This is a genomic window from Citrobacter sp. RHB35-C21 (genome assembly GCF_013816515.1).
In the GTDB taxonomy this organism is placed as follows: Bacteria; Pseudomonadota; Gammaproteobacteria; order Enterobacterales; family Enterobacteriaceae; genus Citrobacter; species Citrobacter braakii.
Genome location: NZ_CP057147.1, coordinates 4,852,639 through 4,866,483 on the forward strand (window position 1 = coordinate 4,852,639; position 13,845 = coordinate 4,866,483).

Sequence of the window (13,845 nt, forward strand, 5' to 3'; positions counted from 1 at the left end):
AAAGGGCATCAAATGATGCCCTTTTATTGCGCATTGCGTCAAATGTTATTCGGCAATTAGCTCATTACTTTGGCAACAACGCCCGCACCAACAGTACGGCCGCCTTCACGGATTGCGAAACGCAGACCGTCGTCCATCGCGATTGGGTGGATCAGGGTAACAACCATTTTGATGTTGTCGCCCGGCATTACCATCTCAACGCCTTCCGGCAGTTCGATGGTACCAGTCACGTCAGTAGTACGGAAGTAGAACTGCGGACGGTAGCCTTTGAAGAACGGAGTATGACGGCCGCCTTCGTCTTTGGACAGAATGTACACTTCAGATTCGAACTTGGTGTGCGGTTTGATAGAGCCCGGCTTAGCCAGTACCTGACCACGTTCGATTTCTTCACGTTTGATACCACGCAGCAGAACACCAACGTTCTCACCAGCACGGCCTTCGTCCAGCAGTTTGCGGAACATTTCAACGCCAGTACAGGTAGACTTAGCAGTCTCTTTGATACCAACGATTTCAACTTCTTCACCAACTTTGATGATACCGCGCTCTACACGACCGGTAACAACGGTACCACGACCGGAGATGGAGAATACGTCTTCGATAGGCAGCAGGAACGGCTTGTCAATCGCACGCTCTGGTTCTGGGATGTAAGAATCCAGGAAGCCAGCCAGTTCGATGATTTTCGCTTCCCACTCTGCTTCGCCTTCCAGCGCTTTCAGAGCAGAACCACGAACGATCGGAGTGTCGTCGCCCGGGAAATCGTACTGAGACAGAAGTTCACGAACTTCCATTTCTACCAGTTCCAGCAGCTCTTCGTCATCAACCATGTCGCATTTGTTCAGGAACACGATGATGTACGGAACGCCTACCTGACGACCCAGCAGGATGTGCTCACGAGTCTGCGGCATCGGGCCGTCAGTCGCAGCAACAACCAGGATCGCGCCGTCCATCTGCGCAGCACCGGTGATCATGTTTTTAACATAGTCGGCGTGGCCCGGGCAGTCTACGTGTGCGTAGTGGCGAGTCGGGGTGTCATATTCAACGTGAGAAGTGTTGATGGTGATACCACGAGCTTTTTCTTCCGGCGCGTTATCGATCTGGTCGAATGCACGAGCAGCACCGCCGTAGGTTTTAGCCAGTACGGTAGTGATTGCAGCGGTCAGCGTTGTTTTACCATGGTCAACGTGGCCGATAGTACCGACGTTAACGTGCGGTTTTGTACGTTCAAATTTTTCTTTAGACATCGATTGTCCCTCTAAGACACGGATAAATCGGTGATATCACCACATCAACCAGGCCATATGCCTGAGCTGTTGAATGCTTTTAAAAGTAAACAGAGAGAAACGGGAAGGAGAAGTGAAGTGGTGCTGATACCCAGAGTCGAACTGGGGACCTCACCCTTACCAAGGGTGCGCTCTACCAACTGAGCCATATCAGCACGTCTGGAGCGGGCAGCGGGAATCGAACCCGCATCATCAGCTTGGAAGGCTGAGGTAATAGCCATTATACGATGCCCGCATCCTGAAACTCGGCTACCCAGTTCTTTCTGTAATAAAAAAGAGATTTCTCTCTTTTTTATTCGAGCTGATTAATTTTTTAACCAACTCAGGCGGCGATAACGCTGCCAGAAAGTGGTGGTGGGGGAAGGATTCGAACCTTCGAAGTCTGTGACGGCAGATTTACAGTCTGCTCCCTTTGGCCGCTCGGGAACCCCACCGGACTTGATGGTGCCGACTACCGGAATCGAACTGGTGACCTACTGATTACAAGTCAGTTGCTCTACCTACTGAGCTAAGTCGGCATCAAGTAGCGCGCATTTTATGGAGACATGCGCACTCATGCAACTAAAAAATTGCATAAAATGTTCTATCGCTCACATTTTGCGCTATACGACCGATAAATAATCTATTTCTTCTTCGAATTGAACAAATTTCCAACGTCAGCCGCGCTCCCTGAAGGCATTTTGCTCCGGCATGCCGTTATCAATAGAGAGAAAGTGCATCTTTATACATCTGGAATAGCCGTCACATTGCGTTTCAGGGGACGATTTTTTCTTATTATTCCCTCCCATCTGGTGTTACCCTCCTGCCCATTGTCCAAATTAACTGAAATGTGCGTGCCATTGCGTACCGGGGATGATTTCGTTTTTTACCGCAGACCTGATATAGCAATGACAGCCAGACCATGCGTATGAGTATAAAAGAGCAAGCGTTAACGTCGCCTTACCTACAGTTTGATCGCAACCAGTGGGCTGCGCTTCGTGATTCCGTGCCGATGACTCTGACCGAGGAAGAGATTGCTCGTCTGAAAGGCATTAACGAAGACTTATCGCTGGAAGAAGTTGCTGAGATTTATTTGCCATTATCGCGTTTGCTAAATTTTTACATCAGTTCGAACCTGCGGCGTCAGGCTGTGCTGGAGCAATTTTTAGGCACCAACGGCGAGCGTATTCCTTATATTATTAGCATTGCTGGCAGCGTCGCCGTCGGCAAAAGTACGACTGCACGTGTGTTGCAAGCGTTGCTGAGTCGCTGGCCCGAGCATCGTAAGGTTGAGCTGATCACTACTGACGGTTTTCTTCATCCTAACCAGGTGTTGAAAGATCGTGGGCTCATGAAGAAGAAAGGCTTTCCTCAGTCCTATGATATGCACCGTCTGGTTAAATTCGTTTCCGATCTAAAGTCTGGCGTCCCCAACGTTACGGCACCGGTCTATTCTCATCTGATTTATGATGTGATCCCTGATGGCGACAAAACCGTTGCCCAGCCTGACATATTAATCCTCGAAGGGCTCAATGTATTACAAAGCGGGATGGACTATCCTCACGATCCACATCATGTATTTGTTTCTGACTTTGTCGACTTTTCTATTTATGTGGATGCGCCAGAAGAATTACTCCAGACGTGGTATATCAACCGCTTCCTGAAATTCCGCGAAGGGGCATTTACCAACCCAGACTCTTATTTCCATAACTATGCGAAATTGTCGGAAGACGAGGCAATCAACACGGCCACATCGCTGTGGAAAGAAATCAACTGGTTGAATTTAAAACAGAATATTTTACCAACGCGTGAGCGAGCCAGCTTAATCATGACGAAAAGCGCCAATCATGCTGTTGAGCAAGTCAGATTACGGAAATAAAAAAATAAAGGGGAGCCATAGCTCCCCTTCTTATTATTCAGCGCTTCTAAGCGATATTTCCCCACCCACCCAGGGTTTTATCACGCCATTTTGTTCGAGTAGTAATGCACCTTGCGCATCTATTCCACGAGATACGCCAAATATTTCTTTATCACCAATAATGAGTTTAACAGGGCGGTCGATAAAGTTATCCAGCGCCCTCCAGCGGGACAAATACGGCGCCAGGCCCTCATGCTCAAACAGAACCAAAGCAGCGCGCAGCTCGCGGATCAGTCGGGCAGCCAGAGTATTGCGGTCAATGGTAATACCCGCTTCCTGCAGATTAATCCAGCCTTGATTAACCACATTCTCCTCAACCCGACGCATGGACATGTTTATACCCGCCCCAATAACAATCTGTGCGGCATCGCCCGTTTTTCCGGTGAGTTCAACCAGGATCCCTGCCAGTTTACGGTCGAGTAAATAGAGATCGTTCGGCCATTTAACACGCACTTTATCCGCGCCCAGATCGCGTAAAACCTCAGCCATGACAATACCAATCACCAGGCTCAGGCCAATCGCGGCTGCCGGTCCTTGTTCCAGTCGCCAGAACATTGAAAGGTACAGATTGGCGCCAAAGGGAGAGAACCATTTACGTCCACGACGACCACGACCGGCCTGCTGATACTCAGCGACGCAGGCATCCCCTGACTCGAGTTGACCAATTCGATCCATCAGGTACTGATTGGTTGAGTCGATAACCGGCAGGACCGTTATATTCCCGCCATCCAGCTGAGAATAAATAAGTGATGAATCTAATAGCTGGATAGGTTCAGGTAAGCTGTATCCTTTACCAGGGACAGTAAATACATCAACACCCCAGTCACGTAGCGTCTGGACATGTTTATTGATTGCCGCACGGCTCATTCCCAGCTTTTCACCGAGTTGCTCACCAGAGTGAAATTCACCATCGGATAATAATGAAATAAGCGTCAGGGGGACGGTATTATCCTTCATGCAACGATCTCCACGGCATTCACTTCACCTAGTGGGCCAATAAACCGGACTTCCGGCTCAAGCCAGACATTGAATTTCTCACCGACTTTTTGGCGTACGTGATGCGCCAGTTGCACCACATCCTGACTCGTAGCATGGCCTGCATTGATCAGCACGAGTGCCTGCTGCTGATGTACCGCTGCGCCGCCAATGCGCATGCCTTTTAGCTGACATTGATCGATAAGCCAGCCAGCAGCCAGTTTCACAGAGCCATCAGCCTGCGGGTAATGAGGTGCAGTCGGAAATTTCGCCAGGAGTTCCTGCGCAATGTCCGCGGTAACAACCGGGTTTTTAAAGAAACTCCCCGCATTACCGTTTACTTTTGGATCGGGCAGTTTTGTGGTGCGCATATGGCAAACAGAATCAAAAACCTGCCGAGGCGTTACCGTGGCAGGATCAAGACGCGTCAGGTCACCATAAGTGAGAACGGGTTGCCACTGTTTAGGTAAGCGCAGACCAACCGCTACAATCGCGAAACGATCCTGGTACTCATGTTTGAAGATACTGTCACGGTAACCAAATCGACATTCTGCGGCGCTGACGCGCAGATGTTTGCCGGTCGAAAGCTCTACGCAGTCCACATATTCACAGACGCGCCGCAGTTCTACGCCATAGGCACCAATATTCTGGATCGGCGATGAACCCACGCAGCCGGGGATCAGCGCCAGATTTTCCAGTCCGGGCATGCTTTGCTGCAGCGTATGCTCTACCAGATGATGCCAGTTTTCACCAGCGCCTACGTGCAAATGCCACGCATCAGGTTGTTCTGTAATCGCTATTCCCTTGATACGGTTGACGATCACCGTTCCATGGAAGGCATCAAGAAACAGGACGTTACTCCCTTCGCCCAGGATTAGCACTGGATGATGTGATGCATTGGCTGATTGCCAGGCATTTAGTAGTTGTTGCTCATTTTCGGCACAGACAAGCACATTAGCTTGTTGATCGATACCGAAGGTGTTCCAGGCTTTAAGGGAGTGATTCATAGACGCTTTCCTGATGCAAAATCGCACTTAGTTTACCGTATATGCAGCGGGATGGCTTGTGTTATGGAAGCTTAGGATGTTGCTTTGCAACCGATGAGGCTGCAATCACAGTAAGAATAAGGTTTACAGGCGCTGTATCCGGTAATAACAGACGCTGGCCGGATAAGGCGGCACGCCGCATCCGGCGATTTTCATCCCTGCAGACGCAAAAAAGCCCATCCGGCAGGATGGGCTTCTTCACTTGTTTGATGCCTGGCAGTTTATGGCGGGCGTCCTGCCCGCCACCCTCCGGGCCGTTGCTGCGCAACGTTCAAATCCGCTCCCGGCGGATTTGTCCTCCTCAGGAGAGCACTCACCGACAGACCACAGATAAAACAAAAGGCCCGGTCTTTCGACCGGGCCTTTCGCTTTTATTTGATGCCTGGCAGTTCCCTACTCTCGCATGGGGAGACCCCACACTACCATCGGCGCTACGGCGTTTCACTTCTGAGTTCGGCATGGGGTCAGGTGGGACCACCGCGCTACAGCCGCCAGGCAAATTCTGTCTATCAACACGCTTTTCGCATGTCGATGTAATCTGTAATCAAACTGAAAATGATGTCTTCTCTTTCGCCAAAACATCTTCGGCGTTGTAAGGTTAAGCCTCACGGTTCATTAGTATCGGTTAGCTCAACGTATCGCTACGCTTACACACCCGACCTATCAACGTCGTCGTCTTCAACGTTCCTTCAGGACCCTTAAAGGGTCAGGGAGAACTCATCTCGGGGCAAGTTTCGTGCTTAGATGCTTTCAGCACTTATCTCTTCCGCATTTAGCTACCGGGCAATGCCATTGGCATGACAACCCGAACACCAGTGATGCGTCCACTCCGGTCCTCTCGTACTAGGAGCAGCCCCCCTCAATTCTCCAGCGCCCACGGCAGATAGGGACCGAACTGTCTCACGACGTTCTAAACCCAGCTCGCGTACCACTTTAAATGGCGAACAGCCATACCCTTGGGACCTACTTCAGCCCCAGGATGTGATGAGCCGACATCGAGGTGCCAAACACCGCCGTCGATATGAACTCTTGGGCGGTATCAGCCTGTTATCCCCGGAGTACCTTTTATCCGTTGAGCGATGGCCCTTCCATTCAGAACCACCGGATCACTAAGACCTGCTTTCGCACCTGCTCGAGCCGTCACTCTCGCAGTCAAGCTAGCTTATGCCTTTGCACTAACCTCCTGATGTCCGACCAGGATTAGCTAACCTTCGTGCTCCTCCGTTACTCTTTAGGAGGAGACCGCCCCAGTCAAACTACCCACCAGACACTGTCCGCAACCCGGATCACGGGTCTACGTTAGAACACCAGCCATTAAAGGGTGGTATTTCAAGGTTGGCTCCATGCAGACTGGCGTCCACACTTCAAAGCCTCCCACCTATCCTACACATCAAGGACCAGTGTTCAGTGTCAAGCTATAGTAAAGGTTCACGGGGTCTTTCCGTCTTGCCGCGGGTACACTGCATCTTCACAGCGAGTTCAATTTCACTGAGTCTCGGGTGGAGACAGCCTGGCCATCATTACGCCATTCGTGCAGGTCGGAACTTACCCGACAAGGAATTTCGCTACCTTAGGACCGTTATAGTTACGGCCGCCGTTTACCGGGGCTTCGATCAAGAGCTTCTCCTTACGGATAACCCCATCAATTAACCTTCCGGCACCGGGCAGGCGTCACACCGTATACGTCCACTTTCGTGTTTGCACAGTGCTGTGTTTTTAATAAACAGTTGCAGCCAGCTGGTATCTTCGACTGATTTCAGCTCCATGAGTAAATCACTTCACCTACATATCAGCGTGCCTTCTCCCGAAGTTACGGCACCATTTTGCCTAGTTCCTTCACCCGAGTTCTCTCAAGCGCCTTGGTATTCTCTACCTGACCACCTGTGTCGGTTTGGGGTACGATTTTGTGTTACCTGATGCTTAGAGGCTTTTCCTGGAAGCAGGGCATTTGTTACTTCAGCACCGTAGTGCCTCGTCATCACACCTCAGCGTTAACAAGACTCCGGATTTACCTGGAATCTCCGCCTACATGCTTAAACCGGGACAACCGTCGCCCGGCTAACATAGCCTTCTCCGTCCCCCCTTCGCAGTAACACCAAGTACAGGAATATTAACCTGTTTCCCATCGACTACGCCTTTCGGCCTCGCCTTAGGGGTCGACTCACCCTGCCCCGATTAACGTTGGACAGGAACCCTTGGTCTTCCGGCGTGCGGGTTTTTCACCCGCATTATCGTTACTTATGTCAGCATTCGCACTTCTGATACCTCCAGCATGCCTCACAGCACACCTTCAACGGCTTACAGAACGCTCCCCTACCCAACAACACATAGTGTCGCTGCCGCAGCTTCGGTGCATGGTTTAGCCCCGTTACATCTTCCGCGCAGGCCGACTCGACCAGTGAGCTATTACGCTTTCTTTAAATGATGGCTGCTTCTAAGCCAACATCCTGGCTGTCTGTGCCTTCCCACATCGTTTCCCACTTAACCATGACTTTGGGACCTTAGCTGGCGGTCTGGGTTGTTTCCCTCTTCACGACGGACGTTAGCACCCGCCGTGTGTCTCCCGTGATAACATTCTTCGGTATTCGCAGTTTGCATCGGGTTGGTAAGTCGGGATGACCCCCTAGCCGAAACAGTGCTCTACCCCCGAAGATGAGTTCACGAGGCGCTACCTAAATAGCTTTCGGGGAGAACCAGCTATCTCCCGGTTTGATTGGCCTTTCACCCCCAGCCACAAGTCATCCGCTAATTTTTCAACATTAGTCGGTTCGGTCCTCCAGTTAGTGTTACCCAACCTTCAACCTGCCCATGGCTAGATCACCGGGTTTCGGGTCTATACCCTGCAACTTAACGCCCAGTTAAGACTCGGTTTCCCTTCGGCTCCCCTATTCGGTTAACCTTGCTACAGAATATAAGTCGCTGACCCATTATACAAAAGGTACGCAGTCACCCCATAAAGAGGCTCCCACTGCTTGTACGTACACGGTTTCAGGTTCTTTTTCACTCCCCTCGCCGGGGTTCTTTTCGCCTTTCCCTCACGGTACTGGTTCACTATCGGTCAGTCAGGAGTATTTAGCCTTGGAGGATGGTCCCCCCATATTCAGACAGGATACCACGTGTCCCGCCCTACTCTTCGAGTTCACAACACATGCACTTTTGTGTACGGGACTATCACCCTGTACCGTCGGACTTTCCAGACCGTTCCACTACCACACATGCTGATTCAGACTCTGGGCTGCTCCCCGTTCGCTCGCCGCTACTGGGGGAATCTCGGTTGATTTCTTTTCCTCGGGGTACTTAGATGTTTCAGTTCCCCCGGTTCGCTTCATTACGCTATGTATTCACGCAATGATAGTGTGACGAATCACACTGGGTTTCCCCATTCGGAAATCGCCGGTTATAACGGTTCATATCACCTTACCGACGCTTATCGCAGATTAGCACGTCCTTCATCGCCTCTGACTGCCAGGGCATCCACCGTGTACGCTTAGTCGCTTAACCTCACAACCCGAAGATGTTTCGTAAAACACTTCAGTGTTGCGAAAATTTGAGAGACTCGAACACACCGCTTTTCATTTCTTGTTTACGGAGAAATGAAACAGTGTGTCGTTTCAATTTTCAGCTTGATCCAGATTTTTAAAGAGCAAAACTTCGCAGTGAACCTTTTCAGGTACACTCTGAAGTTTTCTTGTGTTTTTGCAGTAAAGGATGGTGGAGCTATGCGGGATCGAACCGCAGACCTCCTGCGTGCAAGGCAGGCGCTCTCCCAGCTGAGCTATAACCCCATCGTAAATGCTAATCTCTGTACCCTAATTCGTTTCCGGGCAAGGCGCGGTGGTGCGAAGCATACTGAAGTATGCGAGCATCGCCGTAACACAGCACGGAGGCGAATTTGGTAGGCCTGAGTGGACTTGAACCACCGACCTCACCCTTATCAGGGGTGCGCTCTAACCACCTGAGCTACAAGCCTGCAGAGATTTTCTTACTGCTAATTTTCATCAGACAATCTGTGTGAGCACTACAAAGAACGTTTCTTTAAGGTAAGGAGGTGATCCAACCGCAGGTTCCCCTACGGTTACCTTGTTACGACTTCACCCCAGTCATGAATCACAAAGTGGTAAGCGCCCTCCCGAAGGTTAAGCTACCTACTTCTTTTGCAACCCACTCCCATGGTGTGACGGGCGGTGTGTACAAGGCCCGGGAACGTATTCACCGTGGCATTCTGATCCACGATTACTAGCGATTCCGACTTCATGGAGTCGAGTTGCAGACTCCAATCCGGACTACGACATACTTTATGAGGTCCGCTTGCTCTCGCGAGGTCGCTTCTCTTTGTATATGCCATTGTAGCACGTGTGTAGCCCTACTCGTAAGGGCCATGATGACTTGACGTCATCCCCACCTTCCTCCAGTTTATCACTGGCAGTCTCCTTTGAGTTCCCGACCGAATCGCTGGCAACAAAGGATAAGGGTTGCGCTCGTTGCGGGACTTAACCCAACATTTCACAACACGAGCTGACGACAGCCATGCAGCACCTGTCTCAGAGTTCCCGAAGGCACCAAAGCATCTCTGCTAAGTTCTCTGGATGTCAAGAGTAGGTAAGGTTCTTCGCGTTGCATCGAATTAAACCACATGCTCCACCGCTTGTGCGGGCCCCCGTCAATTCATTTGAGTTTTAACCTTGCGGCCGTACTCCCCAGGCGGTCGACTTAACGCGTTAGCTCCGGAAGCCACGCCTCAAGGGCACAACCTCCAAGTCGACATCGTTTACGGCGTGGACTACCAGGGTATCTAATCCTGTTTGCTCCCCACGCTTTCGCACCTGAGCGTCAGTCTTTGTCCAGGGGGCCGCCTTCGCCACCGGTATTCCTCCAGATCTCTACGCATTTCACCGCTACACCTGGAATTCTACCCCCCTCTACAAGACTCTAGCCTGCCAGTTTCGGATGCAGTTCCCAGGTTGAGCCCGGGGATTTCACATCCGACTTGACAGACCGCCTGCGTGCGCTTTACGCCCAGTAATTCCGATTAACGCTTGCACCCTCCGTATTACCGCGGCTGCTGGCACGGAGTTAGCCGGTGCTTCTTCTGCGAGTAACGTCAATTGCTGCGGTTATTAACCACAACACCTTCCTCCTCGCTGAAAGTACTTTACAACCCGAAGGCCTTCTTCATACACGCGGCATGGCTGCATCAGGCTTGCGCCCATTGTGCAATATTCCCCACTGCTGCCTCCCGTAGGAGTCTGGACCGTGTCTCAGTTCCAGTGTGGCTGGTCATCCTCTCAGACCAGCTAGGGATCGTCGCCTAGGTGAGCCGTTACCCCACCTACTAGCTAATCCCATCTGGGCACATCCGATGGCAAGAGGCCCGAAGGTCCCCCTCTTTGGTCTTGCGACGTTATGCGGTATTAGCTACCGTTTCCAGTAGTTATCCCCCTCCATCGGGCAGTTTCCCAGACATTACTCACCCGTCCGCCACTCGTCACCCAAGGAGCAAGCTCCTCTGTGCTACCGTTCGACTTGCATGTGTTAGGCCTGCCGCCAGCGTTCAATCTGAGCCATGATCAAACTCTTCAATTTAAGTTTGATGCTCGTGAATTAAACTTCGTAATGAATTACGTGTTCACTCAGAGACTTGGTATTCATTTTTCGTCTTGCGACGTTAAGAATCCGTATCTTCGAGTGCCCACACAGATTGTCTGATAAATTGTTAAAGAGCAGTTGCGACGCGCTTTAGCGCTCTGTCGCGAGGTCCCGTATATTACGTTTTCCTCATTCAGAGTCAAGCATTTATTTTTGCTTTTCTCCGCGAGATTCTCAGTGGAATCCCGCTGACCCGGCGGTTTGTAATCCGTTGTTCCGTGTCAGTGGAGGCGCATTATAGGGAGTTATTTCAGGCTGACAAGGGGAAATTTAAAATAATCTTCCGAGTGCTTATTTTTCCACCAAAACAGTCTAAACAGCCAGTTTTTCGAGCGTCTTAAAGCCATAACGCTGCAGCACGGGCAATAATTGTTCGGCTTCTGCCGTCATTGCCATGCAGAATGCGACATTCTCATCAGTTGATTTCGCGTCTGGCGCTTCATGTTCTAATAACCAGGCCGTACGACGCGCAATCGCGGCACCAGAATCCACCATCCGCGTCCCCTCGGGCAGGACCTGTAAAAGTTCTTCCCGTAATAGAGGGAAATGGGTGCATCCGAGCACCACCGTGTCAGGTGGTTCCGACATCCGCAGCCAAGGGCGCAGGACACGACGCAGTTCTTCCAGAGAAATGGTTTCACCGTGCAGCTTCGCTTCCGCCAGTTCCACCAGCTCAGCGGAACCCAGCATCGCTATCTGACATTCGTTAGCAAACCGTGCAATCAACTCATGGGTATATGAACGCTTCACCGTTGCACGCGTAGCCAGCAGTCCCACCACACCATTCGCCGTGAGTCGCGCCGCCGGTTTAATAGCAGGCACCACGCCCACAACCGGAAAGGCAAATTTCTCACGTAATGCAGGGAGCGATACCGTGCTTGCTGTATTACACGCGATGACCGCAAGAGAGAGGGGATAGCGCTGCTGGACCGCAGTCACAATCTCAACAACACGTTCGACGATAAACTCCTCGCTCTTCTCTCCATAAGGAAAGGCGACGTTGTCGAAAGCGTATATATAGTGGAGATCCGGCAGAAGACGCCGGATCTCGTCATAGACCGACAACCCACCGACGCCGGAATCAAACACCAGCACGGTGGGACGCGGATCAGAAAGTGTAGCTGCCAGACAAGGTGTATTCCCGTCCTGCAGTTGCGTAGCCATAAACTGTCTCGTAATCTTTATCGAACAGGTTGGCGATTTTACCACGAACTGTCAGCTGTGAGGTGATTGGATATGACACGCCAAGATCCCACAGGCTAACCCCACCCATTTTTACCGGCTGGTAGGTTACGTAGTCAGTGTCATAACGCGTTCCCAGGTAATGATACGTCAGGCCCCAGTCAAAATCATAAACCTGCCAGTCGAGCTGGTACTTCACCTGGTTTTTAGAACGGCGTGCGAGCGGCTTGTCCGTAATCGCATTGCGCGAATCGACATAATCGTAGCTCAGCGTATGTGCCAACGGCCCGGTATCAAAGTTTGCGGTCGCTTCCACACCTTTAATACGAACTTTACCTTCGTTAAAGTATTTCTCGGTATGCGGGTCGTAATCGATCATGTCGTCGATATCATTACGATATCCGGATACACGCCAGTTCACACCCGCCGTTAAGCCTTCAAACGCCCCTTCCCATTGCTTACTTTGTTCAGGATCCAGGTTCGAATTGCCGTAATAACCATGCAACTGCCCGAGATTAGGCGCTTTGAAAGATGTACCGTAGGACGCAATAAAGCGATAGCCTTCAATAAACTCCCATCCGGCGCTGGTCTGCCATGTGCCATGACGGCCAAATTCGGAGTTATCATCACTGCGCGCCGCACCTTCAAAGGTAAAGTCGCCCAGTTGCTGCAACCCGGTCAGGTAGAGACCCGTATTACGCTGATCGTAACCGTCCGTGACATACCCGGTGCCAGGCGTCGTGGTTTGCTTTTGCCAGTCAACGCCTGCGCCTACGTTACCGTGACCAAGCACCATACTGTTGGACCACTGAACATTATATTGCTTCATATCATCCAGTGTGGCCGAGGAGTCATAGCGGCCATAATCCGGATCATAGTTGTAATCTTTACTATGGCTATAGCTGGAAACCAGTTGTGACTGGATAAGCTCGCCATTAAAGCGCAGCCCGGCATCCCAGCTTTGGCTATAGAGCTGACGGGTATCCACTAACGGCGTCCCCGGATAATAATACGCGTCATAATCTGTTCGGTTATCATAGCCGTAGCCGCGAACAAACCCGCTCCATGTATCGGAAAAGTTATGTTCCAGCGCGCCATACAGCGTCTTACTTAAGAAACCGTCTTTGTCAGGCTGAGCCTGAGAGCCAGTGCTACCGTATGCGACAACATCAAAACCTTTGGTATAGGCATAATCGCCCATTAATGTGACGCGAGTATTTTCACCAAGCTGTTGTTGGGTTGAGACATCATAATTCTGATACCCATTGCTCCCCACACCGGCAGTGAGTTCCGTCCCCGACTTTTCACGCGTGGTAATGATATTCACCACACCGCCAATCGCATCAGAACCATAAACCGCCGAACGCGGCCCACGAATGTATTCGATACGTTGCACTAACGAGACTGGGAACTGGCTAAGATCGGCTGCGCCGCTAACCCCTGCCAGGTTCAGACGCACGCCGTCAATCAACACCAGCACATGGCTGGCGTTGGTGCCGCGAATAGAAATAGACGAATTTTGTCCCATACCACCGTATTGGGCGATATCCACACCCGGCAGGCGACGAAGCACATCATTGACGGAAGTGGATTGCCAGCGATCGATATCCTGACGCGTAACAACGGTGATAGGGGCAAGTACAGCGCTACGAGGCTGCTGAAAACGGTTGGCAGTGACGACGAGAGTATCTGGGCTAGTGTCCTGCGCCCAACCCGAAAATGCTGTGACGGACAGTGCCGTGCACAGCAACGATTTTTTAATCATTGTAAAGCATCCACAATATAAGAAGGATGCCGCAGGTCCCACCGATAGTACGCG

At 51.2% G+C, this 13,845-nt stretch carries 6 protein-coding genes, 6 tRNA genes, 3 rRNA genes and 1 pseudogene; 2 read left to right on the top strand and 14 right to left on the bottom strand.

The window, feature by feature from the left end:
- Window positions 1–56: 56 nt before the first annotated feature.
- The 5 genes from tuf to HVZ39_RS23505 form a co-directional block, all read right to left on the bottom strand.
- A complete protein-coding gene (tuf, locus tag HVZ39_RS23485) occupies window positions 57–1,241 on the bottom strand; it encodes an elongation factor Tu (RefSeq protein ID WP_003031109.1) in 1,185 nt (394 codons plus the stop codon).
- A 118-nt stretch (window positions 1,242–1,359) separates the two neighbouring features.
- Window positions 1,360–1,435 (bottom strand) — tRNA-Thr (locus HVZ39_RS23490).
- A 5-nt stretch (window positions 1,436–1,440) separates the two neighbouring features.
- Window positions 1,441–1,515: transfer RNA gene (locus HVZ39_RS23495), tRNA-Gly, on the bottom strand.
- 114 nt (window positions 1,516–1,629) lie between these two features.
- A tRNA-Tyr gene (locus tag HVZ39_RS23500) sits at window positions 1,630–1,714 on the bottom strand.
- 8 nt (window positions 1,715–1,722) lie between these two features.
- Window positions 1,723–1,798: transfer RNA gene (locus HVZ39_RS23505), tRNA-Thr, on the bottom strand.
- A 19-nt stretch (window positions 1,799–1,817) separates the two neighbouring features.
- Here HVZ39_RS23505 and HVZ39_RS26730 point away from each other — a divergent pair.
- Both HVZ39_RS26730 and coaA read left to right on the top strand, forming a co-directional pair.
- Window positions 1,818–1,886: pseudogene (locus tag HVZ39_RS26730) on the top strand (hypothetical protein); the annotation flags it as partial.
- A 301-nt stretch (window positions 1,887–2,187) separates the two neighbouring features.
- Complete coding sequence (gene coaA, locus HVZ39_RS23510; RefSeq protein WP_003031107.1) at window positions 2,188–3,138, top strand: type I pantothenate kinase; 951 nt, start codon at window positions 2,188–2,190, stop codon at window positions 3,136–3,138.
- Window positions 3,139–3,171: 33 nt separating this feature from the next.
- On the opposite strand, the gene birA is transcribed toward coaA, so the two are convergent.
- The 9 genes from birA to btuB form a co-directional block, all read right to left on the bottom strand.
- Entirely contained in the window at window positions 3,172–4,134 is a 963-nt protein-coding gene (gene birA, locus HVZ39_RS23515) for a bifunctional biotin--[acetyl-CoA-carboxylase] ligase/biotin operon repressor BirA (protein WP_181633024.1), read from the bottom strand.
- Window positions 4,131–5,159 carry a UDP-N-acetylmuramate dehydrogenase gene (gene murB, locus HVZ39_RS23520; RefSeq protein WP_049271936.1) on the bottom strand — a complete coding sequence of 343 codons (1,029 nt, stop codon included), beginning with the start codon at window positions 5,157–5,159 and terminating at the stop codon, window positions 4,131–4,133. Before murB ends, birA begins: the two co-directional genes overlap by 4 nt.
- Window positions 5,160–5,578: 419 nt before the next feature.
- Window positions 5,579–5,694: ribosomal RNA gene (gene rrf, locus HVZ39_RS23525) — 5S ribosomal RNA — on the bottom strand.
- 98 nt (window positions 5,695–5,792) lie between these two features.
- A 23S ribosomal RNA gene (locus HVZ39_RS23530) occupies window positions 5,793–8,699 on the bottom strand.
- A gap of 208 nt (window positions 8,700–8,907) precedes the next feature.
- Window positions 8,908–8,983 (bottom strand) — tRNA-Ala (locus HVZ39_RS23535).
- Window positions 8,984–9,091: 108 nt separating this feature from the next.
- Window positions 9,092–9,168, bottom strand: a tRNA-Ile gene (locus HVZ39_RS23540).
- Window positions 9,169–9,239: 71 nt separating this feature from the next.
- Window positions 9,240–10,781, bottom strand: a 16S ribosomal RNA gene (locus HVZ39_RS23545).
- Together the 16S, 23S and 5S rRNA genes with 2 tRNA genes alongside form the textbook arrangement of a ribosomal RNA operon.
- A 375-nt stretch (window positions 10,782–11,156) precedes the next feature.
- Window positions 11,157–12,008, bottom strand: coding sequence for a glutamate racemase (murI, locus tag HVZ39_RS23550; protein WP_181633025.1), 852 nt, complete (start codon window positions 12,006–12,008; stop codon window positions 11,157–11,159).
- The gene (gene btuB, locus HVZ39_RS23555; RefSeq protein ID WP_181633026.1) at window positions 11,953–13,791 is read right to left on the bottom strand and encodes a TonB-dependent vitamin B12 receptor BtuB; all 1,839 of its coding nucleotides are present in this window, start codon (window positions 13,789–13,791) and stop codon (window positions 11,953–11,955) included. The genes murI and btuB overlap by 56 nt, the downstream gene beginning before the upstream one ends.
- Between the last annotated feature and the right edge of the window lie 54 nt (window positions 13,792–13,845).

Bases quoted from the DNA above. Each gene is read 5' to 3' on its own strand.
- murI (WP_181633025.1), bottom strand. From the start codon at position 12,008: ATGGCTACGCAACTGCAGGACGGGAATACACCTTGTCTGGCAGCTACA.
- tuf (WP_003031109.1), bottom strand. From the start codon at position 1,241: ATGTCTAAAGAAAAATTTGAACGTACAAAACCGCACGTTAACGTCGGT.
- murB (WP_049271936.1), bottom strand. From the start codon at position 5,159: ATGAATCACTCCCTTAAAGCCTGGAACACCTTCGGTATCGATCAACAA.
- coaA (WP_003031107.1), top strand. From the start codon at position 2,188: ATGAGTATAAAAGAGCAAGCGTTAACGTCGCCTTACCTACAGTTTGAT.
- btuB (WP_181633026.1), bottom strand. From the start codon at position 13,791: ATGATTAAAAAATCGTTGCTGTGCACGGCACTGTCCGTCACAGCATTT.
- birA (WP_181633024.1), bottom strand. From the start codon at position 4,134: ATGAAGGATAATACCGTCCCCCTGACGCTTATTTCATTATTATCCGAT.